General features: G+C 41.4%; 25 protein-coding genes and 1 CRISPR repeat array. Of the genes, 15 read left to right on the top strand and 10 right to left on the bottom strand.

What is annotated here, in order from left to right:
- Nucleotides 1-402 precede the first annotated feature (402 nt).
- Genes C6W21_RS16805 through C6W21_RS16795 form a run of 3 tightly spaced genes read left to right on the top strand, consistent with a single transcriptional unit; the run spans nucleotide 403 to nucleotide 2,247 of the window.
- The gene (locus C6W21_RS16805; protein ID WP_106051607.1) at nucleotides 403-1,410 is read left to right on the top strand and encodes a zinc-binding alcohol dehydrogenase family protein; all 1,008 of its coding nucleotides are present in this window, start codon (nucleotides 403-405) and stop codon (nucleotides 1,408-1,410) included.
- A 15-nt stretch (nucleotides 1,411-1,425) separates the two neighbouring features.
- Entirely contained in the window at nucleotides 1,426-1,953 is a 528-nt protein-coding gene (locus tag C6W21_RS16800; RefSeq protein WP_106051604.1) for a YfiT family bacillithiol transferase, read from the top strand.
- Between the two features lie 12 nt (nucleotides 1,954-1,965).
- Nucleotides 1,966-2,247 carry a hypothetical protein gene (locus C6W21_RS16795; protein ID WP_106051602.1) on the top strand — a complete coding sequence of 94 codons (282 nt, stop codon included), beginning with the start codon at nucleotides 1,966-1,968 and terminating at the stop codon, nucleotides 2,245-2,247.
- Between the two features lie 22 nt (nucleotides 2,248-2,269).
- Here C6W21_RS16795 and C6W21_RS16790 read toward each other — a convergent pair whose 3' ends face one another.
- Nucleotides 2,270-2,749 carry a MarR family transcriptional regulator gene (locus tag C6W21_RS16790; protein WP_008341672.1) on the bottom strand — a complete coding sequence of 160 codons (480 nt, stop codon included), beginning with the start codon at nucleotides 2,747-2,749 and terminating at the stop codon, nucleotides 2,270-2,272.
- Between the two features lie 168 nt (nucleotides 2,750-2,917).
- On the opposite strand from C6W21_RS16790, the gene mprF reads away from it, so the two are divergent.
- The 3 genes from mprF (at nucleotide 2,918) to C6W21_RS16775 (ending at nucleotide 6,934) form a co-directional block, all read left to right on the top strand.
- Nucleotides 2,918-5,488, top strand: coding sequence for a bifunctional lysylphosphatidylglycerol flippase/synthetase MprF (mprF, locus tag C6W21_RS16785; protein ID WP_106051599.1), 2,571 nt, complete (start codon nucleotides 2,918-2,920; stop codon nucleotides 5,486-5,488).
- Between the two features lie 92 nt (nucleotides 5,489-5,580).
- Nucleotides 5,581-6,129: a thioredoxin family protein gene (locus C6W21_RS16780; RefSeq protein ID WP_034665029.1), complete on the top strand. Its 549-nt coding sequence runs from the start codon at nucleotides 5,581-5,583 to the stop codon at nucleotides 6,127-6,129.
- Nucleotides 6,130-6,466: 337 nt separating this feature from the next.
- On the top strand, nucleotides 6,467-6,934 hold the full coding sequence (locus C6W21_RS16775) for a thiol-disulfide oxidoreductase DCC family protein (RefSeq protein ID WP_106051595.1): 468 nt from the start codon (nucleotides 6,467-6,469) through the stop codon (nucleotides 6,932-6,934).
- A gap of 35 nt (nucleotides 6,935-6,969) precedes the next feature.
- Here C6W21_RS16775 and C6W21_RS16770 read toward each other — a convergent pair whose 3' ends face one another.
- Nucleotides 6,970-8,226 (bottom strand): transcriptional regulator, encoded by a 1,257-nt coding sequence (locus C6W21_RS16770; protein WP_106051592.1) that lies wholly within the window; start codon nucleotides 8,224-8,226, stop codon nucleotides 6,970-6,972.
- Nucleotides 8,227-8,498: 272 nt separating this feature from the next.
- On the opposite strand from C6W21_RS16770, the gene C6W21_RS16765 reads away from it, so the two are divergent.
- A complete protein-coding gene (locus C6W21_RS16765; protein WP_189318219.1) occupies nucleotides 8,499-9,086 on the top strand; it encodes a nitroreductase family protein in 588 nt (195 codons plus the stop codon).
- Between the two features lie 36 nt (nucleotides 9,087-9,122).
- Here C6W21_RS16765 and C6W21_RS16760 read toward each other — a convergent pair whose 3' ends face one another.
- The 3 genes from C6W21_RS16760 to C6W21_RS16750 all read right to left on the bottom strand — a co-directional run bounded on the left by C6W21_RS16760 (nucleotide 9,123) and on the right by C6W21_RS16750 (nucleotide 10,399).
- Nucleotides 9,123-9,278 (bottom strand): YfhD family protein, encoded by a 156-nt coding sequence (locus C6W21_RS16760; protein ID WP_106051583.1) that lies wholly within the window; start codon nucleotides 9,276-9,278, stop codon nucleotides 9,123-9,125.
- A gap of 61 nt (nucleotides 9,279-9,339) precedes the next feature.
- Nucleotides 9,340-9,450 carry a YfhE family protein gene (locus C6W21_RS16755; protein ID WP_017358836.1) on the bottom strand — a complete coding sequence of 37 codons (111 nt, stop codon included), beginning with the start codon at nucleotides 9,448-9,450 and terminating at the stop codon, nucleotides 9,340-9,342.
- Nucleotides 9,451-9,502: 52 nt separating this feature from the next.
- Nucleotides 9,503-10,399 (bottom strand): TIGR01777 family oxidoreductase, encoded by an 897-nt coding sequence (locus C6W21_RS16750; protein ID WP_106051579.1) that lies wholly within the window; start codon nucleotides 10,397-10,399, stop codon nucleotides 9,503-9,505.
- A gap of 94 nt (nucleotides 10,400-10,493) precedes the next feature.
- Between C6W21_RS16750 and recX the strand changes: the two genes are divergently transcribed.
- Entirely contained in the window at nucleotides 10,494-11,285 is a 792-nt protein-coding gene (recX, locus tag C6W21_RS16745) for a recombination regulator RecX (RefSeq protein ID WP_106051575.1), read from the top strand.
- A 3-nt stretch (nucleotides 11,286-11,288) separates the two neighbouring features.
- Nucleotides 11,289-11,603, top strand: a complete 315-nt coding sequence (locus C6W21_RS16740) for a YfhH family protein (RefSeq protein ID WP_106051571.1) — start codon at nucleotides 11,289-11,291, stop codon at nucleotides 11,601-11,603.
- Nucleotides 11,604-11,625: 22 nt separating this feature from the next.
- Here C6W21_RS16740 and C6W21_RS16735 read toward each other — a convergent pair whose 3' ends face one another.
- The gene (locus tag C6W21_RS16735; protein WP_106051567.1) at nucleotides 11,626-11,799 is read right to left on the bottom strand and encodes a YpzG family protein; all 174 of its coding nucleotides are present in this window, start codon (nucleotides 11,797-11,799) and stop codon (nucleotides 11,626-11,628) included.
- Between the two features lie 25 nt (nucleotides 11,800-11,824).
- Nucleotides 11,825-11,974, bottom strand: a complete 150-nt coding sequence (locus tag C6W21_RS16730; RefSeq protein WP_003217849.1) for a small, acid-soluble spore protein K — start codon at nucleotides 11,972-11,974, stop codon at nucleotides 11,825-11,827.
- Between the two features lie 116 nt (nucleotides 11,975-12,090).
- Here C6W21_RS16730 and C6W21_RS16725 point away from each other — a divergent pair, with 116 nt between their 5' ends.
- The 4 genes from C6W21_RS16725 (at nucleotide 12,091) to C6W21_RS16710 (ending at nucleotide 16,859) form a co-directional block, all read left to right on the top strand.
- Nucleotides 12,091-12,363, top strand: coding sequence for a YfhJ family protein (locus tag C6W21_RS16725; RefSeq protein ID WP_106051563.1), 273 nt, complete (start codon nucleotides 12,091-12,093; stop codon nucleotides 12,361-12,363).
- 290 nt (nucleotides 12,364-12,653) lie between these two features.
- Complete coding sequence (locus C6W21_RS16720; protein ID WP_106051560.1) at nucleotides 12,654-13,637, top strand: glycosyltransferase family 2 protein; 984 nt, start codon at nucleotides 12,654-12,656, stop codon at nucleotides 13,635-13,637.
- 87 nt (nucleotides 13,638-13,724) lie between these two features.
- Entirely contained in the window at nucleotides 13,725-16,316 is a 2,592-nt protein-coding gene (locus tag C6W21_RS16715; protein WP_106051557.1) for a YfhO family protein, read from the top strand.
- A 48-nt stretch (nucleotides 16,317-16,364) separates the two neighbouring features.
- Nucleotides 16,365-16,859, top strand: coding sequence for a DinB family protein (locus tag C6W21_RS16710; protein WP_106051553.1), 495 nt, complete (start codon nucleotides 16,365-16,367; stop codon nucleotides 16,857-16,859).
- Nucleotides 16,860-16,866: 7 nt separating this feature from the next.
- Here C6W21_RS16710 and C6W21_RS16705 read toward each other — a convergent pair whose 3' ends face one another.
- The 3 genes from C6W21_RS16705 to C6W21_RS16695 all read right to left on the bottom strand — a co-directional run bounded on the left by C6W21_RS16705 (nucleotide 16,867) and on the right by C6W21_RS16695 (nucleotide 18,777).
- Nucleotides 16,867-17,286: a regulatory YrvL family protein gene (locus C6W21_RS16705; protein WP_106051548.1), complete on the bottom strand. Its 420-nt coding sequence runs from the start codon at nucleotides 17,284-17,286 to the stop codon at nucleotides 16,867-16,869.
- A gap of 68 nt (nucleotides 17,287-17,354) precedes the next feature.
- A complete protein-coding gene (locus tag C6W21_RS16700; protein WP_106051546.1) occupies nucleotides 17,355-18,518 on the bottom strand; it encodes an oxalate decarboxylase family bicupin in 1,164 nt (387 codons plus the stop codon).
- 94 nt (nucleotides 18,519-18,612) lie between these two features.
- Nucleotides 18,613-18,777 carry a YvrJ family protein gene (locus C6W21_RS16695; RefSeq protein ID WP_003217819.1) on the bottom strand — a complete coding sequence of 55 codons (165 nt, stop codon included), beginning with the start codon at nucleotides 18,775-18,777 and terminating at the stop codon, nucleotides 18,613-18,615.
- 166 nt (nucleotides 18,778-18,943) lie between these two features.
- Between C6W21_RS16695 and C6W21_RS16690 the strand changes: the two genes are divergently transcribed.
- Complete coding sequence (locus C6W21_RS16690) at nucleotides 18,944-19,546, top strand: sigma-70 family RNA polymerase sigma factor (protein ID WP_106051543.1); 603 nt, start codon at nucleotides 18,944-18,946, stop codon at nucleotides 19,544-19,546.
- Nucleotides 19,500-19,715, top strand: coding sequence for a sigma-O factor regulator RsoA (gene rsoA, locus C6W21_RS16685; protein WP_080772272.1), 216 nt, complete (start codon nucleotides 19,500-19,502; stop codon nucleotides 19,713-19,715). Before C6W21_RS16690 ends, rsoA begins: the two co-directional genes overlap by 47 nt.
- A gap of 181 nt (nucleotides 19,716-19,896) precedes the next feature.
- Nucleotides 19,897-20,257: direct repeats of the CRISPR family, unit length 32 nt; unit sequence GTCGCACTCTACATGAGTGCGTGGATTGAAAT.
- Nucleotides 20,258-21,013 lie beyond the last annotated feature (756 nt).

Here is a 21,013-nt window from a genome sequence, read left to right as displayed (position 1 = left end):
ATCAGGAAATGCCAGTCAGGCGATCTCCCCAAACGAGGGCACGTCTTTGTCCAGCTCATGCAGAGGCTGGAACAGCTGATGATGATCGGTTTTGTTGTTTTCTTTATCACTAAATGGATGCAGGGGGCAGCTGATAGCCTAACTCTGTCACTAGCTATTTTTCTATTAATGATCTTTTTCCTTCAGCACATCCAGTTTTATTACGTTCAGATATTCTTTAAATCCAAAAGTTGGTTCTCCTATGTTCCTTCATTGCAAAGGGCTCGACCTTCTTATATAGCGAGGGAGCGAAAGGCTTTGAAAGGGTCCTAAATGTGCAATCACTCATTTGATCTATCCATAAACATCAGAAAATTATGATAAAATGTGGAAAAGAAGCATGGAGAAAGGGAGTGCGAGCGAGTGAAAGCTGTTGGACTATTAGAGTATTTACCGATTGAGCATGAGCAAAGCCTGATGGATCAGGAAGTAGCAAAGCCTAAAGTGACTGGCAGGGATATACTGGTGAAGGTAGAGGCTGTGTCAGTGAATCCAGTTGATACAAAGGTGAGGTCACCGAAGGATCAGAAGGAAGAAAAACTAAAAATTCTTGGCTACGATGCAAGCGGCACGGTTGTTGAAGTCGGTGAAGCGTGTACATTATTTCAGCCTGGTGACCACGTGTACTATGCGGGAGATATCACCCGTCAAGGCTCAAATAGTGAATACCAGCTTGTGGATGAACGGATTGTGGCGAAAAAGCCTGCCAATTTCTCCTTTGCAGAAGCAGCCGCGATGCCCCTTACGACCATTACGGCATATGAAGCATTATTTGACCGAATGCATATGAAGAGGAATGCAGAAGGGGCAACACTGCTCATCATCGGCGGTGCAGGCGGGGTAGGTTCTATCGCCATTCAACTAGCCAAATTAGCGAATGCCACTGTGATCGCCACCGCATCAAGACCTGAAACAAAAGAGTGGTGTCTGTCATTAGGTGCCGATCATATCATTGATCATCATGAGCCGCTTCTTGCGCAGCTTCAGGAAAAAGGAATAGGCGAAGTGGATTTTATTTTATGCTTAAATGATACAGACGGACATTTCAAAGGCATGGCAGAAGCCATAAAACCCCAAGGCACGATCTGTACCATTGTCGAGAATCAGCACAACCTAGACATTCAATTACTCAAAAATAAAAGTGCTGCATTTGTATGGGAGTTCATGTTCACACGACCTATGTACAAAACAGCGGACATGATCAAACAGCATGAGCTTTTAACAGAGGCAGCTGAGTTATTTGAACAGGGAACATTAACGCATACCTTAACAAAGGTTCTCAGTCCGATCAATGCTGTTCATTTGAAGCAGGCACATCGAACGCTTGAGCAAGGAAAAATGATTGGCAAATTTGTGCTAGAAGGATTTTAAGAGAGGGGAGAGCGTATGACGTCATTACAATATCCGATTGGCTTATATGAACCGGCTGAAGAAAAAACGAAAGAACAGCTTGAGGTATGGATTGATCAGTTGGCTGCGATTCCACAAGAGTATGAAGCGGTGACCAATCAGTTGACAGATGCTCAGCTGGATACACCCTATCGGCCTGGAGGATGGACCGTCCGTCAGCTCATTCATCACGTAGCAGACAGCCACCTGAATGCTTATGTACGATTCAAGCTTGCGCTCACAGAAGAGACACCGGACATACGTCCATACGATCAGGAGGGATTTGCCGAGCTTCCAGACAGCAAGGCGCCCGTCAGCCTGTCACTGCCCTTGATCAGCAGTCTGCATCGCAGGTGGGTCACGTTACTTCGAGGGATGACAGAGGATGACTTCACTGCGTCATATTATCACCCAGCTGATCAACAAACGGTGTCCTTATATGATGCAACAGGAATGTACGTCTGGCATTCAAAGCATCACCTTGCCCATATCACGGAATTAATCAAAAGAAATCATTGGAATTAAAGGAGTCATCACATGTCTGGTAGAAGAATTGTCGGCGCCATGTTTATCTGTATGGCGGCATTGTTTTATATAGCGAAATATGTGCTTTTTGAGATACGATATAGTAATAGCTTAGGCTCAGAAAGAACGATTGAGGAACTGGAACAGCTGCTCCCCGGCGGTACATGGATCAGTATCCTTTTTGTCCTCATCGGTTTAGGATATCTTTTATGGGACGACAGGGAAGTCATTCGTAAAAATCTTTTCACCCCAGATCGACAAGTAGAAGAAATAAAAAAGACGGATCTCAAGTGACCGTCTTTTTTCCTTTTCATGTTTAGCCGCGTTCAGGACGCAGTGCTTTTTCTAAAATAGCCAGCCCTTCGTTGACCTTTTCTTTTTCCTCATCATTGAGCCGTTGCAGGGAATTTTTGATTTTTTCGTGTCCTTTTTGATAAATGCTTCTGAAAATATTTTTCGCTTCCTCCGTTAGTTCTACGACAATGATTCTCCGGTCACGTTCAGAGTGCTTTCGCTCAACAAAGTTAGACTGTTCTAAACGGTCAAGCAAGCCTGTCATATTGGACAAAGAAGCGCCCATTTTTTCAGCAATTTCGGATACCTTGAGAGAGCCATGGTTATTGAGCAGCATGAGCACCTTCATTTGAGGCATACTCATATCGAGCTTCATCCATTCTGAAACATCTCCAAGACCTGCAGCTGTGAGTACTTTCATATAAAGCACCCATGTCTTTTTTTCCTCTGGAGATAGAATTTCTTCTTTTAATACGGTGGTGTCATGAATATTATATTCCACGCTTGTTCACTTCCTTTAAGCGGCTCTTTTCTCTATATTACTGATTTTTACTTCTAATTGAAAGGTTCGTCAAGCTTTTGAATGTTAAACTGCATGAATCAAGTGGTATTTGTTGTATAATAATATTCAGTTGAAATAAATGAAACAACCTAGAAAGTTGGGAAAAACATGTGGAACAAAAAAACGGGTATGACGATCTTGAAATTGCTTTTTCCGATCGTGATTATCCTTGTCTTAATTTTTGTCGCCAAGCAGGAACTGAGCGGCCTTTCCATTAAAAAAACGTTTTATATTATTGACAGCTTGAATCGAATGGACTTGTTTATTCTTGTCTTTCTTGGACTTGTCGCGGTTTTATCGATGTCCTTATATGATTTTATTTTAAGAAAAAGCCTTAATATGCCAATCAGCGGCTGGAAAACGATTCGTATTTCTTGGATTGCGAACTCCTTTAACAGTGTACTTGGGTTCGGCGGTCTATCAGGAGCAGGGCTTAGAACGCTTCTATACAAGGAGTACATAACAGATACGAAAAAACTGCTGAAAGGCATTGCCCTTTTGACTTCCTCGGTCCTTTTGGGTTTATCTATTTTCAGTGATCTGATCTTGGTGAGGGTGCTTCCTGTTGAAAGTATTATCAGCCAAGAGCCGTGGCTATGGGCCTTTGTTATCATCTTTGCCTGTATTGTACCGATATATATCATCATGGCATCCATTCGAAAAAGTTCGATTGAGAGCGGTGAAAATGGACTGAAGCATCCAATTTACGCTTATATTGGTGCATCGTTTTTAGAATGGTTGGCAGCTGGTCTCGTCATGTACATGGCTGTCGTCTCTATGGGGATGAATGTCGATGTCCGGATTGTTTTAGGCGTATTTGCGATTGCGTCAATCGGCGGTTTAATCAGTATGGTTCCGGGCGGATTTGGTTCGTTTGACCTCATCTTTTTACTGAGCATGCAATACATTGGTTTTGACAAAGAGATGGTGCTGACGGCGCTAGTATTGTACCGCTTCGTATACTCGATCTTCCCGTTTATTCTTGGGCTATGTCTTGCTGCATATGATTTAACCGGAACGACGCTTAGACGTCTTGAAGGCAACCCAAGGATGGCACCTGCCATTGAAACAACGAACGTCTTAATTATCTTACACCGCGCCCTATTAATCCGTTTATTGTACGGGTCTATATCCATTTTAACGTTTGGAAGCGGCCTGCTCATTATGGCTTCTGTTGTGCTTCCTGTTGATCGTTTAAGCGTAATTACAATCATTCCACGCTTTCTGGGATCAGGATTTAATGGTCTTTCTTTAATGTTCGGAATCATCCTGATGATTTTGTCCATTGAAGTGTATAAACGAACAAAAAGATCGTACGTGCTGACGATGATCGCCCTAGCAGGCGGCTTTGTGTTTACATTGTTAAAAGGATTTAACTTGAGTCTTATCTTTATTCTGCCAGTCATCATGGCTGTATTTTTGTCTCTTCGAAATCAATTTGTGAAGCAGCAGGCACCTTATTCGTTGTATCAGTTTGTGGCGGCTGCCGCTGGATATTTACTCGTGCTGTTTAACTATAATGTCATCGGCAACTTTATTTGGACAAAAATCGGGCATTTCTTGAGTAAGGATTACTTGGTGCATAATGAACGTCATATCACGATGACAAGCATGATTGCTCTCATCGGTGTACCACTTTTCTTTTTCATTAGTAAATTGATTTTTAATAAAAAAGCATTCTCGATTGGAGAAAAAGCAGATGAGGAAAAATTAAAAACGTTTTTAGAAGAAAAGGGCGGAAATGCCCTTAGTCATCTTGGCTTTTTAGGCGATAAAAAATTATTTTTCTCAAGTGATGGAGAGGCGATGCTTCAATTTGGACGAATTGGCCGCTGCGTCATTGTGCTTGGAGATCCCTCTGGACGTAAAGCGTCCTATCCACTTGTGCTTGAGGAGTTTTTACAGCAGACAGAAAAAGCAGGCTATCGCGTCGCTTTTTATCAAGTAGAACGTGAAGGGATGGCGCTCTATCATGACTTAGGCTTTCACTTCTTTAAGCTTGGAGAAGAAGCCATGGTCGATTTAGAAACGTTCTCTCTCTCCGGTAAGAAAAAATCAAATTTACGGGCTGTGGCCAATAAGTTTGAACGAGAAGGCTATACGTTTGAAATGCTGGAACCGCCTTTTTCAGATGAGCTCATCTCAACCTTAAAACAGATTTCTGACAGCTGGCTCGGAAAGAAAAATGAAAAAGGGTTTTCGCTCGGCTATTTTCAAGAAGATTATCTTCAAAAAGCACCAATTGCGATACTGAAGGATGAACAAGGGGAGATCATTTCTTTTGTGTCACTAATGCCGATGTATCAAGAAGGGGAGATTTCCATCGACCTAATGCGTCATATGCATGATGCACCGAACGGGATGATGGATGCGCTGTTTATCCACCTTTTTCAATGGGCGAAAGAAAAAGGCTACAAATCCTTTAACATGGGAATGGCGCCTTTATCAAATGTAGGGACGTTTCATCAGTCCTTCCTCACAGAACGTTTGGCGAGTGTCATCTTCAATAACGTCAGGTATATGTATAGTTTCAGCGGATTACGGTCGTTTAAACAGAAATATAAACCCGAATGGCACGGAAAATATTTAGCGTATAAAAAGAATACGTCACTAGCTGTTACCATGGTGCTTGTCACCAAGCTGATCGGGATGGATCCAAATCGGAAACGGCGTCAATAAGTCATAAAGCCTTTACCTTTCACTAGGTGAAGGTTTTTTTAGACAAAAGAACAGAAAAAGTGGTAAAGTTGAAGGGTAAGGGGGATGTAAATATGACATTAAATGAATGGTTTACAAAGGGATTAACTGAACGTACATATGTACACAACATGGAGAAAAACCGAGAAAATCTGCTTACGGTGTACAATCAGTACGCAATTCATCAAAAAGAAAAAGAGCTGCTTCAAAAGCTGCAAAAGAAAAAGCTCAGAGCGCTTGTCATCACAGCGGATTGGTGCGGGGATGCGATGGTCAATGTACCGATTTTCATGCGTATCGCGAGTGAAGCACTCATTGATGCGCGCTATTTCATTCGGGACGAGCATCTAGACCTGATGGATCAGTATTTAACGAACGGGACCGCAAGATCGATTCCAATTATCGTGATCATTGATCAGGACGGGAATGAAGTAGGAAAATGGGGGCCACGCTCAACAGAAGCACAGCGCTTTGTTGATGAGAAAAAACCAGACAAGGATGCACCTGATTTTGAAGAAGCTTTTCAAGTATTTGCGAAAGAAGCCGCACATCACTATACGACAGATCGTTACTTATGGAAAGATATTGAGAAAGAAATAGTAGAAGTTTTGGAAAAAATATAAACCAAAAGACTACTTCCCCGCAACGGGAAGTAGTCTTTTTTTATCTTGTTTTTGCGTCTCACCTACAAAACACCGCATAAAGATGTAGAAAAACCGCAGAATTCTACAGAAAACCGCAGAAAACCGCAAAGCACCACGATTTTCCCAACCACTTTTAGTTGAAAAACCTCATATATGCCATGGAATCATCAATTTTGCCCTTATCTAAAGGCTCATATAACGCACGTTGGTTTGCTTTTTCCCAATACAAGAGGCCCAGCAACTATAGTAATCTAATTGTAATCTCCTTTGAACGAACTAAAAAAACAAATGACGGAAAAGGGCTGGCGATCAATCTATGAAAAAAATTATTTATCTCGACCAAGAAAAGAAGAAGCTCGCTGAATCAAAAAAAAGAGATCAGCGTTCCATCAAATCACTCAGGCTGCTTGTGTTTTATGATGGACAAAGTCCTACATGTGCAAAAGCGATTGACCTGTTAAGATCACTCGATTGGAAGAACCGTATTCACTTCGAATCATTTAGACATTCACAGCTGCTGAGGCTGAATAAAATAAGTGAAGAGAAGGCAGAAAAACGAATCGTGTCTATTTCCTTAGCCAAAAATCAGAAAAATTCAGGGATATATACTTTGCTACGTATTGCTTATAACATCCCAGCATTATGGGGAACGGTCCCATTCATTGTGCTCAGCATTTGGCTAGGATTTGGACAGCATGCGTATGATTATTTTGCGAGAAAACGGTATATTCATTCTGTCGAACAAGTCACCCGTCCTGATACAGATCAACAAAAAACCATTTAATGAATAGAAAAGCATGACCTTCGATCGGCAGAAGGTCATGCTTTTTTGTAATAGGGAACATATGACGCTAGGTGATCAAGCAGCTTCCCCGTGTAGGACATATACGCACGTTCGTCAAGCTCAGAAGCTGCATAGGAAAGCAAGGTTCTAAGAGCAAACAAGTACTCACTGTGCAGCTCATTTTGTTCAAAGTAAGGAATGGCTGCTTCGACTAAATAGGTTTTCAAATCATGAGGATTCTCCTCAATCATCAATTTATAGATTTTGATCATATATAAACAGTTTGGCTGAATACGAGGCTGTTTTAACAGCTCGTGTATGTAGGGAAGGGCCTTTTTGCGGTCATATTCAGCATATAATGTTGCAATTTCATATAGCGTTTCACAGTAACGATCTTCTATCTGTTCTTGATTAAAGTAATTGAGTGAATCTAGTAAATAAGGCACAGCAGAAGAGAAATCACCTTCACGTTTTAAGAGCACCCCGTAATAAAAATAAGCCGTCATTTTAATATAGGCATCAGGGTGAAGAGAAGTGTGCAAAATCACTTCTTTTAAATATTTTTTAGCGGTTTGAAAGGCTTTTAGTTCCAGTGAGATCACGCCATGAATGAGTGTACAATGAATAATCCGCTTAAAATTGTTCTTTTGTCTATATAAATCCATTGCTTGATGTGTAGCTTCAAGCGCATCACCAAGATGTCCCATGTTGCCAAGCGCTTTTGCATAGTGATAATACAGGTCGCTCTGTTCAACAGAAGCATAAGAAAAGCAGCTTTCAAGCTTTTTCAGTCCTTCTTCGAGCTGACCATTTTTAATCTGATGAATGCCATCTAGATATTCGAAAATTTCTTTTTCCCTTTTAATAAAGGTTTTTTCAAACTTTTTCAGCACGCGGTGTGTTTTTAAGGCTAGCGGCTGTTTTTTCGTTAATAAATAAAATTGAAATAAGGACAAATGATACTGAATGCCTAAATCCAGCGAAAAGAACTGTTCCTCGTGCTGAATGATCATTTCTGCATTTTGTTCTGCCTGATCGAGTGCATAGAAATACATATTCATTTGAAACTCATCCAAGAGTGACAGCAGGTGACGAGCCTTTTGTGACAGCGTTTCTTGACTGATGCCTAGTCGTTCAAGCAGTAAATTGATCGTATCTTGATTGGCCTCCTTTGAGCCATTTTCGATTTTACTTAAATGAGAGACAGAACAAATTCCTTCTGCCAATTCAGATTGGGTCATATTCTGTTTATAACGGTAGAGCTTGATGATTTGCCCGATATTGATTTTCATTCCATCCAGAAGCCTCCCTTCCAAACATGGGTTGAAAGCCTTTTGACAAAATAACCGCATCAGACAAAATGGGAATACCTAAACCTATTTCATCATCCTGGGTTTTTTATCAAAATTTGTTTAAAACGTAATATGATTGTAACATTACTTGAAAAAGTCAAACAACTTTTTAGCAGACAGGAAAGAAAAGACCATTTGCAACTGCCCGAAATGATGTTTATAATGTGAATGAGAATCAATTTCAATTAAGATTGATTGAAAGGATGACAGATATGCCAGAAATCAAACAACAAACAGAAGCGTTAACGGTTCGAGACGCTGTCAGATATAGACGATCCATTCGGAAATTCAAAGAGACGCCGGTGACCATTGAGCAGCTTCAGCCGTTATTAGAGGATGCAGTCTATGCACCGAACCATAAAATCACGGAGCCATGGCGCTTTCTATATGCGGTGACGGATGAGGCGAAAGCGACATTTGTTGATCGCTTCATTGCGTTCTTTCTGCGCAACAACCCAGATGCAAAGGAAGAAAAGATCAATCAATATAGAGATTACTTTTCTAAGGTCCCAGCGCTTTTACTTGTCGTGCTAAAAGAAGACGAGAACCCTGTGGTGAGAAATGATGATTTTGCCGCCGTGAGTGCGCTCATTCAAAATCTCCAGCTGCTTGCGTGGGATCAAGGGATCGGTATGGTCTGGAAGAGCGGCCGCATTTTATATGACAAAGGCTTTCAACAAGACATGGGCTTAAAGGAAAACGAGCGTTTTGCTGCGATCCTTCACATTGGTTATCCAGAAGAGGTGCCTGAGGAAAAATCACGTCAGAAAGCATCAAGTCTTCTCACTGAAATTCAATAAAAGAAAAGCAGACCGCTAAAGTGTCTGCTTTTTTACTTATTGTTTTTTGGCACGCTGGTCGGCTGCTTTCATACGTGCCATTGCTTTTACGTCATTCGGATCTGCAAGTTCTTTGGAAAATTCAACATATTCGCCATCCGTCTCTTGAGCCGCAAGCTCGTGGTTGGTTTTTTGGTGTTGGTCTTTTTTCAAAGCCTTTCCCTCCTTTACAAGATCACTTTAGTTATGTGCTTGTTGGAGTGGAATATCCATCTTATTTGTTTCTTTTTTCTGCTGCTCTTTCCGCTTTTTTGAATTCCTGCTGATACAGGACTTCCTGGGTTTTCTTCAGCTTTGAAGTTGGCTGGTGTTCTTTTTTCTTCATCAAAATCGCCCCCTCATCTCATTTCTAATAGGATGGGTGTTTTTGACAAAATTTATTCCTCTGAATGCAAAATCGCTTCTTTTAATTCAGGATGCAAAAAGTCATAAGAAGAAAGCAGCGCCTTTTTCGGCAGCGCACGCTGGCCTTCTAAAACAAGTAATGACATTTCACCAAGTGCCGTTTGAATGACAAAGGATGGGACCTTCAGCCAGTGAGGGCGGTGAAGGGCAGATGCAATGGTTTGTCCGAGCTGCTTCATTTGAACAGGATTTGGTGAAGTGACATTGAGTGGACCTGAGATGTCGTCATTGTGTATCGCATAAGCCATGAGGTGTGCCACATCTTCGACATGAACCCATGAAACCCATTGCGAACCAGAGCCGATCGTCCCGCCGGCAAACAGCTTATATGGCAGTGTCATTAGTGGCAGTGTGCCTTTTTCTCCTAACACGACGCCAAACCGTGTGTAGACTGTACGAATGCCGAGTGTTTCAATCTTTTGTCCCTCAGCTTCCCAACGCTTTGATGTATGACTTAAGAAATCAGTATCCGCAGGAGGTGATTCCTCCGTAAAATCTCCTGTCTGAGATGTGCCATAAATACCGACAGCACTAGCTTGAATAAGCACAGACGGTTTCGATTCCTGCGCTTCGATGATGCGTCTCACTTCTTGCGTTGATTGTAGACGGCTAGAGAGGATGCCTTCTTTTGCCTTGTCTGTCCAGCGTGTGAAAATGGATTTTCCAGCAAGGTTAATCCAGACATCGATGGCAGGCAATTCATGCTCAGGGGCGGCACCTTCTGTCAGCCACTGCACGTAATGTAAATGATTTTGTTCGGATTTCTTTGGGTTTCTTGTTAAAATATATAGATGATGTCCTTCAGCTACGAGCACTTTTGTAACATGCTGGCCGATAAAACCGGTTCCTCCGGTAATGGCGATATTCAATTGACATCTCTCCTCTCATATACATACCTATATCTTTCACAATTTTGAATCAGAAGAAACATCCTGACTGTTTTAGAAAAGGAGTGATTACAGGATGCCTTATATTACAAAAATTTCTGCTCAGAAAAACAATACAGAGCGCGTCAACATCTTCCTTGATGAAAAGTACGCCTTTAGCGTTGATCTAGATGTGCTCGTCCAGCACGATTTGAAAAAAGGGAAAGAGCTGGACGAAGCCGATATCATTGAAATTCAATTCGGTGATGCTGTGAAAAAAGGATTTCAGCAGGCCGTCGATTATTTATCTTATCGCATGAGATCAGTAAAAGAAGTCACCGATTATTTGACGAAAAAAGAAATACCAGCACCTGCTATTAGTGAAATTATACACAAATTAAAGCATTATAAGTATGTAAATGATCTTGAATTTGCGGAAGCCTATGTAAGCACCCACCGTAAAACGAACAGCAAAGGGCCGTCCGTCCTGAAAAAAGAGTTAAAACTCAAAGGGATAGATGATGACAACATTGAACAAGCGCTATCTCAATATCCTGATGACTTACAGCTGGAGGAAGCTGTGAAGCAGGTTCTCAAGCTTGTGAGAAAAGAAAAAAATCGTTCCGCAAAAGAGATTGAGCAGCGCATCAAGCTGCAGCTGCAGCGAAAGGGATTTTCGTTTGGGATTATTGATAAAGCCCTTCAAGAAGCCTATGATGGACAAGAAGAGGAAAAGGAAGAAGAAGCCCTCCTCTATATGCTAGAGAAAGCAAAGCGCAAGGTAGGATATGACGGATCATTTGAAAAGAAGATGAAAGTGAAGCAATTTTTATACAGAAAAGGCTTTGATCTAGATACAATTGATCACGTTTTAGACAAAGGGGAATGACAGATGGAAAAACGCTATAGTGAGATGACGGAATACGAATTGAAGCAGGAAATTGCCTCTCTTTCTGAAAAAGCACGGAAGGCTGAACAGCTTGGCATTGTAAATGAATATGCCGTCTTAGAACGGAAAATCGATATGGCCAAAGCCTACTTATTAGATCCAGCCTTGATTCAAATCAAAACGACTTATCAAATCAAAGATACAGACGAGCAATTTTACGTAGAATATCTAAATGGTGTATTTGCATGGGGATACAGAGTATCGGCTCCAAATAAGGAAGATGCCCTGCCGATTTCAATGCTTACGCAAAAGGACTGATCCTAGAGATCAGTCCTTTTCTTTACTTCGAACGCTGTTTACGGACGTTGTTCTGAAGTACGATGTCGTGCTGCGTTTGCTGCGTTTCTCCGTTGACCTGAGAGGCAGAATGCTTTGCATTCGCCCATGGTTGAGGGTAAGCGGTTGTCCTTAATTGAACAAAGTCTGCCATATACGATTTCTCATTTGAACTCATATCTCAAGCACTCCCTTTGGAAAAATTAGCGTTTCCCTGATGCCCTCATACGTTCCTGTGGACGTGTATTTGTCTCACCATTCGGCCTTTTAGACGCATAAGCATCTGTGGCGCCTGGCTCGCCTTCAAATTTGTGATTCACTTGATTTGGAAAGCCTTTTGCTTTATTACGCATATCGATTCCCTCCAAACAATACAAATCATTTGCGTCTTTTGAAGACGTAAGGGTAGTATATGAAAAAAGAGGTTTTTTTAAAAAGGCACTTTCTGCTAGATGAAGGAGGAACCGACATGGAACAATACTTTGAGCGACTAACAGAACAACTCATGGAAAAAAACAATATGCTGACATATGACGAAGCGCGTACATGGGTAGAGCTGCTTTGGAGTGATTTTGAAACAACTTATGCAAAGGCTGGCCGCAAGTATAAAGGGCAGGAAACAACAGAACGGATTGTCCAAGAGTGGATTGAGAGCTACGGTGCGCAGCTGCATTTATTTCAAAATAAACAATCAAAGGCAAACGAGCATCTGCAAGGGCAGAACAAAGGGCTGCTTCATTAAAAGAAGTGCCCACTCATCTTTTTCAATAAATAGGAAAATATATAAATAAGCAAACAATTTTATGATACAATACCCAGTCTGTGATCGAAATTACAGGCTTTTTACAATGGTTAAACTTAAAATTACATTAAATTCATCTTACTGAAAATCACTGGAAATAAAACTTTGATATAATGGAACGATTAAAGAGACATGTAATTTATGGATAATAAAAAAGGGTTTCGTTTTCTGACAAAAAAGGAATAATGAACATAACAGACTATGTGAAAAAAGTGAAGAGAAGGTGCGATATGGAACGAGAATTGCTCTCTGTTATAATTCCTTCTTACAATGAAGGTGAAAACATCAGACGAATCTTTGAGGCACTCGAGGAAGAGTTTCGCGATTTTCATTATGACTTTGAAATCATCTTTGTGAATGATGGAAGCAAGGACAACACACTTCAATACATGAGAGAGCTCTCTCGCAAAAGTGCAAAGGTCAAATACATTTCCTTCTCGCGTAACTTTGGGAAGGAAGCCGCTATTCTGGCAGGACTTGAATATGCGAAGGGAGTAGCTGCGATCATCATGGACGCCGACCTGCAGCACCCAACGTATTTGATTCAAGACTTCGTCAGAGGGTATGAAGAAGGCTATCATCAAGTCATTGCCAAACGAAACCGTAAAGGAGACAGCAAGCTTCGCTCATACTTAGCATCCATGTACTATAAAGTAATGAACAAGGTAGTAGAAGTGGACTTGCGTGATGGCGTTGGGGATTTCCGTTTAATTTCACGCCAAGCAATCGATGCATTGCTTCAGCTGAAAGAAGGAAATCGTTTTTCAAAAGGGCTTTTTTGCTGGATTGGGTTTGAAGAAAAGGTCATCTATTATGAAAATGTAGAAAGACAGCATGGTGATACAAAATGGTCACTAAAGAAGTTGTTTAACTATGGCATAGATGGCGTTATTTCTTTTAACAACCGCCCGCTGCGAATTTGTTTTTATACTGGCATACTGATCTTATTTCTCTCATTGATTTACATCGTGGCCACCTTTATTCAAATTGTCAGAACGGGCGTGATGGTACCGGGTTATTTCACTTTAATATCGGCTGTACTTTTCCTCGGAGGTGTCCAGCTTTTGAGTCTAGGTGTGATTGGAGAATATATTGGCCGTATCTATTATGAAACGAAAAAGAGGCCGCATTATTTGATCCAGGAATCAAATGTCATGCAACAAGAGACAAGCTCAAAAGAACAAGACCGAGTGTTAACACAGTTATTTAAATAACGTGGAGTCAAATAACCGGCAAGCACGAATCGCTTGCTGGGTTGTTTTGTTTCAAAGAACAGTGGATCTTTTGTGGAAAGGATTTAGATGATGAAACGTAGATGGATAATCATTGGAATGTGCCTCATTCTTGCTTTATTAGGACACTCCTTTTTCTTATATGAATATACGCAAGGCCGGTACATGACAGGAGATGGGGATGGCATCTCACAAATGCTCCCATTTAAAAAGCTGCTTTACGACGAATATGTCAAAGGGAATTTCTTTTATTCCTATCAATTCGGTCTAGGCGGCGGTACATACACACAATTAGGTTATTATTTCACAACGTCGACGGTCTTTATGGTGACAGTCGCTGTCGTCTGGCTGATGAATGCGCTTCATCTCATACAGTCAACAGACATTCATTTCTGGGCACATGCCGTGATTTGGCTGAGCGTGATCAAGCTGACGCTCATTCTAATCATCGCTTATCGTGTGCTTCTTTCAATGGTTCAAAATAGACTAAGTGCAATGACAGGTGCCGCAATTTACGGACTGTCTATTGTGTATTTTCGGCATCAAACATTTTGGGAGTTTTTTACCGACAGCATGATGTGGCTTCCGCTGCTTGTGCTTGGGGTTGAACGGATATTCAAAACGGGTAAGCCGGCTTGGTTTATTTTGGCGTGCAGCCTGATGCTCATCAACAACTTTTACTTTGCTTATATTCATTTTATCTTTTTAGCGATCTATCTTGTTTTCAGATATATGATCAAGCTTCGAAGTGAGGAGCGCGGGTGGAAGGTGTTCTGGACGCTTGCGATCTCTACGCTGTTATCCTTTGGGATCAGTGCCGCTTTTTTTATCCCGTCTGTTTATGGCTTTCTCAATAATGTAAGACCACCGTATGAACAGGCCATTCCTTGGTTCGAGCTGCATGATCATCTGTTGTTTGCAAGCAGGGTGTATTTATTACCCGTGATTTTTCTGATTTGTATGTTCCTCGTTCCGCTTTACCGAAACAGATGGTTTTTCATGTTCACATCCATCAGTATTCTGCTCATTGCTTTTCACTTTAGCCCAAAGATGGCGAGCGTGTTTAATGGTTTTTCAGCACCGCAGTACAGGTTTGAATACATTCTTGCCTTTACAGTTGGAGCGGTCGTTGCCATCACCATCAAGCATTTTTCACAAATCGAGTGGAAGTGGAAAAAGCGTGCGGTCTTAGGTGCTTGGATTGTTTTTCTCCTCGCTGTCGCCCTTTCAGAACGGGCAAAGGGAAATATGGATGTTGTTGTATTTACAGGCATAGGTCTGCTTGTGATCAGCTTGTTTTTCCTATGGATTCATGCGGAAAAACGCCAGCACCTTCGTCTCTTTTCAGCTGTGCTTCTTGCCATTAGCTTACTGACAGCAGGCGTGTATCAGCAGGGCTACTTATCTGAAAGAAGCAATATTAAGGAAGTATCAGATACGTATTTGAAAAGTGAAGCGTATGCTGGGCCTGAGCAAATGAAGCTGATCCAGCAGATTCAAAGCCGCTCAAAAGATCCGCTCGCCCGTATTGATTGGATGAACGGCGTGCGAAACAATACCCCGTTATTTGAAGGCTTCCAAGGCATGAGTGTGTATTCAAGTATATTGAATCAGCATTTGCTCAATTTCTACTGGAATGACCTGCAAATCGATATGGGAAGGGAAAGTGTCAGCCGATATGCAACAATGGGAGACCGAGCGAATTTATACAGCCTGACCTACGGGAAGTATTATATGAGAGACAAGAGGATGTCTTACTCACCGCCAGCTTATTTTAAACCAATATTAGAAAGCGAGCATTATGAGGTATATGAAAATACACGGCCGCTGCCATTTGCAAGAACAACGAGCACCGTTTATTCAGAAAGATCCTTAAAGAATGCCTCAGCACTTGATAAAGAGCATGCGATGCTGCAAGGCGTCATTTTAGACAGAAAAGGAAATGCTGAAATCGAGCGCGCATCAGATCGAGTCAAGGATACCAATATTCATACGGAACAAGCCGTATACGAAAAAGGCGCGCTTGATGTATATGGAGAAAAGGGCGGCCTGAATATCACACTGCCAGATGATATGGCCCGCGCTGGGGATGTGTATGTGAGCTTTTATGTGAAGCGGACCGACCGTAACGCAGGGTTTCAGTTATCCGTTGACGACTACGTCACCTCACGAAAAAGCAATACATCTATCTACAAAACAGGTGTCAATGAAGTGACCATTCGGGTTCCTGCGGAAAAGATCCTCTCCATTCGAGTACCAAAAGGGACATATGAGCTCAATCAACTGAAACTGTATCAAGAGCCTTACCGCATCCTAGAGAAAGCATATGAAAAAGAAAAACAGGATAATGGCAGCCAGCAGGTAAAGCTTGAAAATAACCGCTTTACGATTTCTTATGATAACAAGCGCGGTGATAATTATATGGTTCTGCCAGTACCATATGAAAAAGGCTGGGAGCTCACGGTAAACGGTCAGCAGACTGATATTGAAAAAGCCAACTACACTTTTATTGGTTTTCCAATAGAAAAAGGCAAAAACGAGATTGTGCTAACCTACTATCCGCCTTATATCAGAGTTCTTGCGTTGATTTCATTGTTCAGTTTGATTGGTGCGATCCTATATGCAAGGAGAAAACACAAGAAACACCACTTTTCATCATAAGTGGTGTTTTTTTATCGTTCTCAAAATTGATACAATCAACATAAAAGCATGAGAATGGGGGAAAACCATTTGACGTTAAACAAAGAATCCATTACTGATCATTATGAACACACCCTTGAATGGGTACAGTCACTAGCGGAAATAACAGACGAAGAATGGCGCAGCGCCATCGCTGATGGAAAGTGGAGCATTGCTGAGATCATCGCACATTTCGTTCCGTGGGATGAATTTATTTTACACGATCGCTTAAAGGAATTTTGGAACAATCGTCCATTATCTAAGGCACCTGATGTGCATGAAATGAATCGACAGTCAGCCGAAAGGGCAAGACACGAAGAGAGAAGCGAGACGATTGGGCGATTTATTGCTGTCAGAACAGAATTGCTTCAAGAAATGAAGAAAATCGAAGCATCTCGCTGGACTACACCCTTTCTGATCGGTCAAACCGAGCTGACGTTATCAAGTTATTTTCAAGGTTTGATTAAGCATGATCTTCATCATATGGAGCAGGTCAAACAAGCGCTCTCTACAGAAAGACGATAGCGCCTCACTAAGCTTCCTTATCAAACGAAAACGTCGCATAATCAAACAAAAAATGAAATAGCCAAAGACTAAGGGCAAAAAGAATTTCCTCAGAAGTAGACAGCCAAATGCCGTCAACCAATTCGTCTGATAAATAGACAGCACCCCAAATAAACAAAAGATGAAGTGAAATGGCATAGAAAACGATGGAGCGTTTTTTGGAACGGCACTTTCTAACAACCCTCATGAGCACATGTTCCACATGCTCAAGGGATATCCCAAGTACCACATAGATACCCATAAATAAAAGCATCGATAAAATCGATTGATAAAAAGCACCCGTTAAATGAAAGAACAGCACACAAAACAACAGAAATATGTAACAGACAGCCGATGCTGCCATGAGCCATTTCAGCCCTTGCCATAAAGCGTGAACAGATTGCTGCATGGGGAAACAACACTCCTTTACATGAAGATACCTGCAAAAAGGACAGCCTTTTTGCAGGAAGTCATACGTTAATCCTCTTTTTTAGGCGCAGCGATCACAGGATGTTTTTCAGTATCAAGCAGTTTCAAGAAATCTTCGCCTTGATCTAAATGATCCAAAACAAGCTGTTTCGGTGTAACCGCAAGCCACTGATTGAGTGAAATGTCTGCATAATGATCGCTCTTAAAGATTTCTAAGAAATAGAGCGGTTCGTCTCCTGTATTTTCTACATAATGCCCCATCGCAAATGGCACATAGCCAACGTCTCCCGCCTGATAGTTGAAGGTTCTTGCATGTCCATCAGAAGCAAAGACCGTCATTCGAGCTTTTCCAGAAATGAAATATTGCCATTCATCCGTATTTGGATGCCAGTGCAGCTCACGGATGGCACCTGGATCAACTTTCACAAGAGCGGATGCAATCGTTTTAGACGCTTTGAAATTGGTAGAGTCCGCAATCCACACTTGTCCGCCGCTTGACGTAATCGGCTCTTGCTTTAACAGCTCATATTTAAAGGAGGTCGGGACTTCTCCTTGCTCTGTTTTCACCTTGTCACACTCAAGGGAACCAGGAATTCCTTTTTGGAAAATATACTTCTCTTTTTCTGGCAGTTTTTCAAATTGCTCCTTTGTCATTCCAAAGTTTTGGAGCACAACTTCCTCTGGCGTATGGGCAAGCCAATCAGTCACTTGGAACGTACTATTTTCAGAGAAGGAACCATCATCAAACACAAGCAAGAATTCAGCTCCCGGTTCAAGTGCTTGAATAGAATGCGGCAAGCCTGAAGGGAAATACCACAAATCACCCTCTGTCACATCCTCTGTAAAATTGCGCCCCTCTGCATCAACCGATGTAATTCGGGCTTCACCATAAATCATGTACGCCCATTCCGCTTCCTTATGCCAGTGCAGTTCGCGAATCGCACCAGGTTTTAGTCGCATGTTCACAGAGGCAAGACTTTTAGAGATTGGCAGTTCACGCACCGTTACCTCGCGGGCATAGCCGCCTTTTTCTAAACGGTTGTGCGTATCAGAAAAAGAATATTTCATGTTGGGAACCGTTCCATGATCGGTTTCTGGTGGCGTGAGCATATCTGGGTTTTGTCTGTCTCGCTCGAGATTACGTGGAATTTTGACTGTTGCTCCTTTTTCTCCTCGAATCGGCTGCGGTACCCCATTTTGCTTTTCACTCATGATAAAATCCCCTTTCAACATCGTATTGTGTGAGGTGACAAAAGGCCTTTCATTTCGCCCTCGCTTTCATAAGGTGAAACGAATCAAGAAGATGTCAATCTGATTCATCATTTTTTTGAACAGCGACCAATCGTTGGATGAGTTTGCTTAATTCATCAAACTTTCGTTCAAAACGTGTCAGCAAGTAAACTGTCAAAATGGCAGGAAAGCCAGCCTGACCGAGCTGCTTCAGCCATTCCTCCGAAAAAAAGGTCTCCATTTGTCTCACCTCCCAGCGGATGCTCGTCTTCTCTATAAGTGGTATGAAAGAAGAAATAGGAAATCAAAGGGGGAGAAAATGAACCATTAGACCCGTTTCACAAAGTTTACTTTTTTTAACTTTTGTCCACTTAATGCAAGTAGAGAGAACAAAGGGGAGGATGCACATGGATTATCGGCTGTTATTGAAAGCAAAATGGAAGGAAATCGTTGATCACCCGCTCATTCAGCAATTTTTAAGCAATCCTAAAAACCAGCAGCTGCTCCGGCAAGTCATGGAAGAGCCAAACGAAGAAAATGCGAAAAAACTAGATTCCGAGTTCAAGCAGTTTTATCAAAAAATCCGCATCATCAAGTATATTTCCACAATGATCCGCATTTTTTCAGTCGACTTTGACAAACGAGTGAAAAAAAAGCAGCATCGTTTTCCGCTCATACTCGATCATCCTGATACGCAAGAAGTGAAAGACCCTGTTCAAACAGATACGTATGAAGCTGTGCTCTTTAACCAGCAAGACTTAGGGGAGCACCTGCAAGACCCAAGATTGTACAAGGCCTATCAGCAGCTCACAGACAAACAAAAAACGGTTTTAACCCATATTTATGTTGAAGGTCAAACAATGAAAGAAATAGCCGACCGGCTAGACGAAACGAGACAAAACATCTCAAACATCCACAAAAAAGCACTCAACAAACTAAAAGAAGAAACAGGGGGAGATGTCCATGCAAGAAGACAAAATGACCAATGGAGAAATGGAAGAACTCATTGAAACCTTCACACCCATGATCAAAAAGAAACTACAAAACACGGCATATCAAGAAAGAGAAGACCTCGAACAAGAACTCTATATCAAACTCATCGAAAAAGTAGACAGGCTGATTTACCAAGAAGGACCTGGCTTTTGGGAGTTTATTGTGGAATATATGACGAAGTTGTAAGAGGAACTGATGGTGCGAATGTCAGGTGAACATAAAATCCCCGGGACATTCGCACCTTTTCATTCGACAAAATTGAGAAAAAATGTATATTTTATAAAGGGGAAAACAAAATTCTTTATTGAAAGTTGTGGATTTTGCCTATCATTTCCTAAAAAATGTTACAATTAGGGCAGAAATCGCAGTCGCACTCTACATGAGTGCGTGGATTGAAATTCATCGTACGCGTATATTGGCTTCATATGGTTTGTCGCACTCTACATGAGTGCGTGGATTGAAATAACTTAGCTCCACTCATAATCCACTTTCTAAAAGGTCGCACTCTATATGAGTGCGTGGATTGAAATATAATATTGCCCGATCCTGCATAGGCGTATCCTCGTCGCACTCTATATGAGTGCGTGGATTGAAATAACGCTGAGGATGCACCAGAAGGAAAGAAAGACGCGTCGCACTCTACATGAGTGTGTGGATTGAAATACAGTAGCCGTATTAATTACAGGTCTTATATTTGTCGCACTCTATATGAATGTGAGGAATAAAATTCTTGTCAGTAGGTAGCTTGAAAGATTTATTGACATTGCGCTTGAAATAGGTGTGAAAAACATAACTCTGTCTCAGCCATTTTATTAATGAATTCAAAGATGTTGATGAAGCAGCGAAATAAGTATGATTATCATCAGTAATAGTTTTTAATTAAATAGGATTAAGAGAGATTCGGTGCGAATGTGAGGTGAACATAAAATTCCTGAGGCATTCGCACCTTTTTATTCGACAAAAATGAGAAAAAATGTATATTATTTAGAGGTGAAAACAAAATTCCATATAGAAATTGAGGGTTTTGGCTATCATTCCCTAAAAAATGTTATAATTAGGGCAGAAATCGCAGTCGCACTCTACATGAGTGCGTGGATTGAAATACGATTGACGTTAGTATGACAAAAGAGTGGTATTGTCGCACTCTACATGAGTGCGTGGATTGAAATCTTTCACTTGAACGTTATCAACAATCCATCCACCTGTCGCACTCTACATGAGTGCGTGGATTGAAATCGCAAAGCAGATGCCGAAACTTGGACGGCTTGGGGTCGCACTCTACATGAGTGCGTGGATTGAAATGATTTCTTCGTCTGTTAAATCTTCATAGTATTTGTCGCACCCATATATGAGGTGCGCATGGTTTTCAATGATTGTGTCTTAAACGGTTATGACTAACTTAAAGATCATCTTCTTACAACATCCTCTTTCAAATAGCCATCAAATATACTGTTCATTTGTACAGTGAAAACATGACTCCTTGC

Source organism: Bacillus sp. NMCN1, from assembly GCF_002998085.1.
Lineage (GTDB): Bacteria > Bacillota > Bacilli > Bacillales > Bacillaceae > Bacillus.
This window is presented reverse-complemented; position numbering and strand designations above follow the sequence as displayed.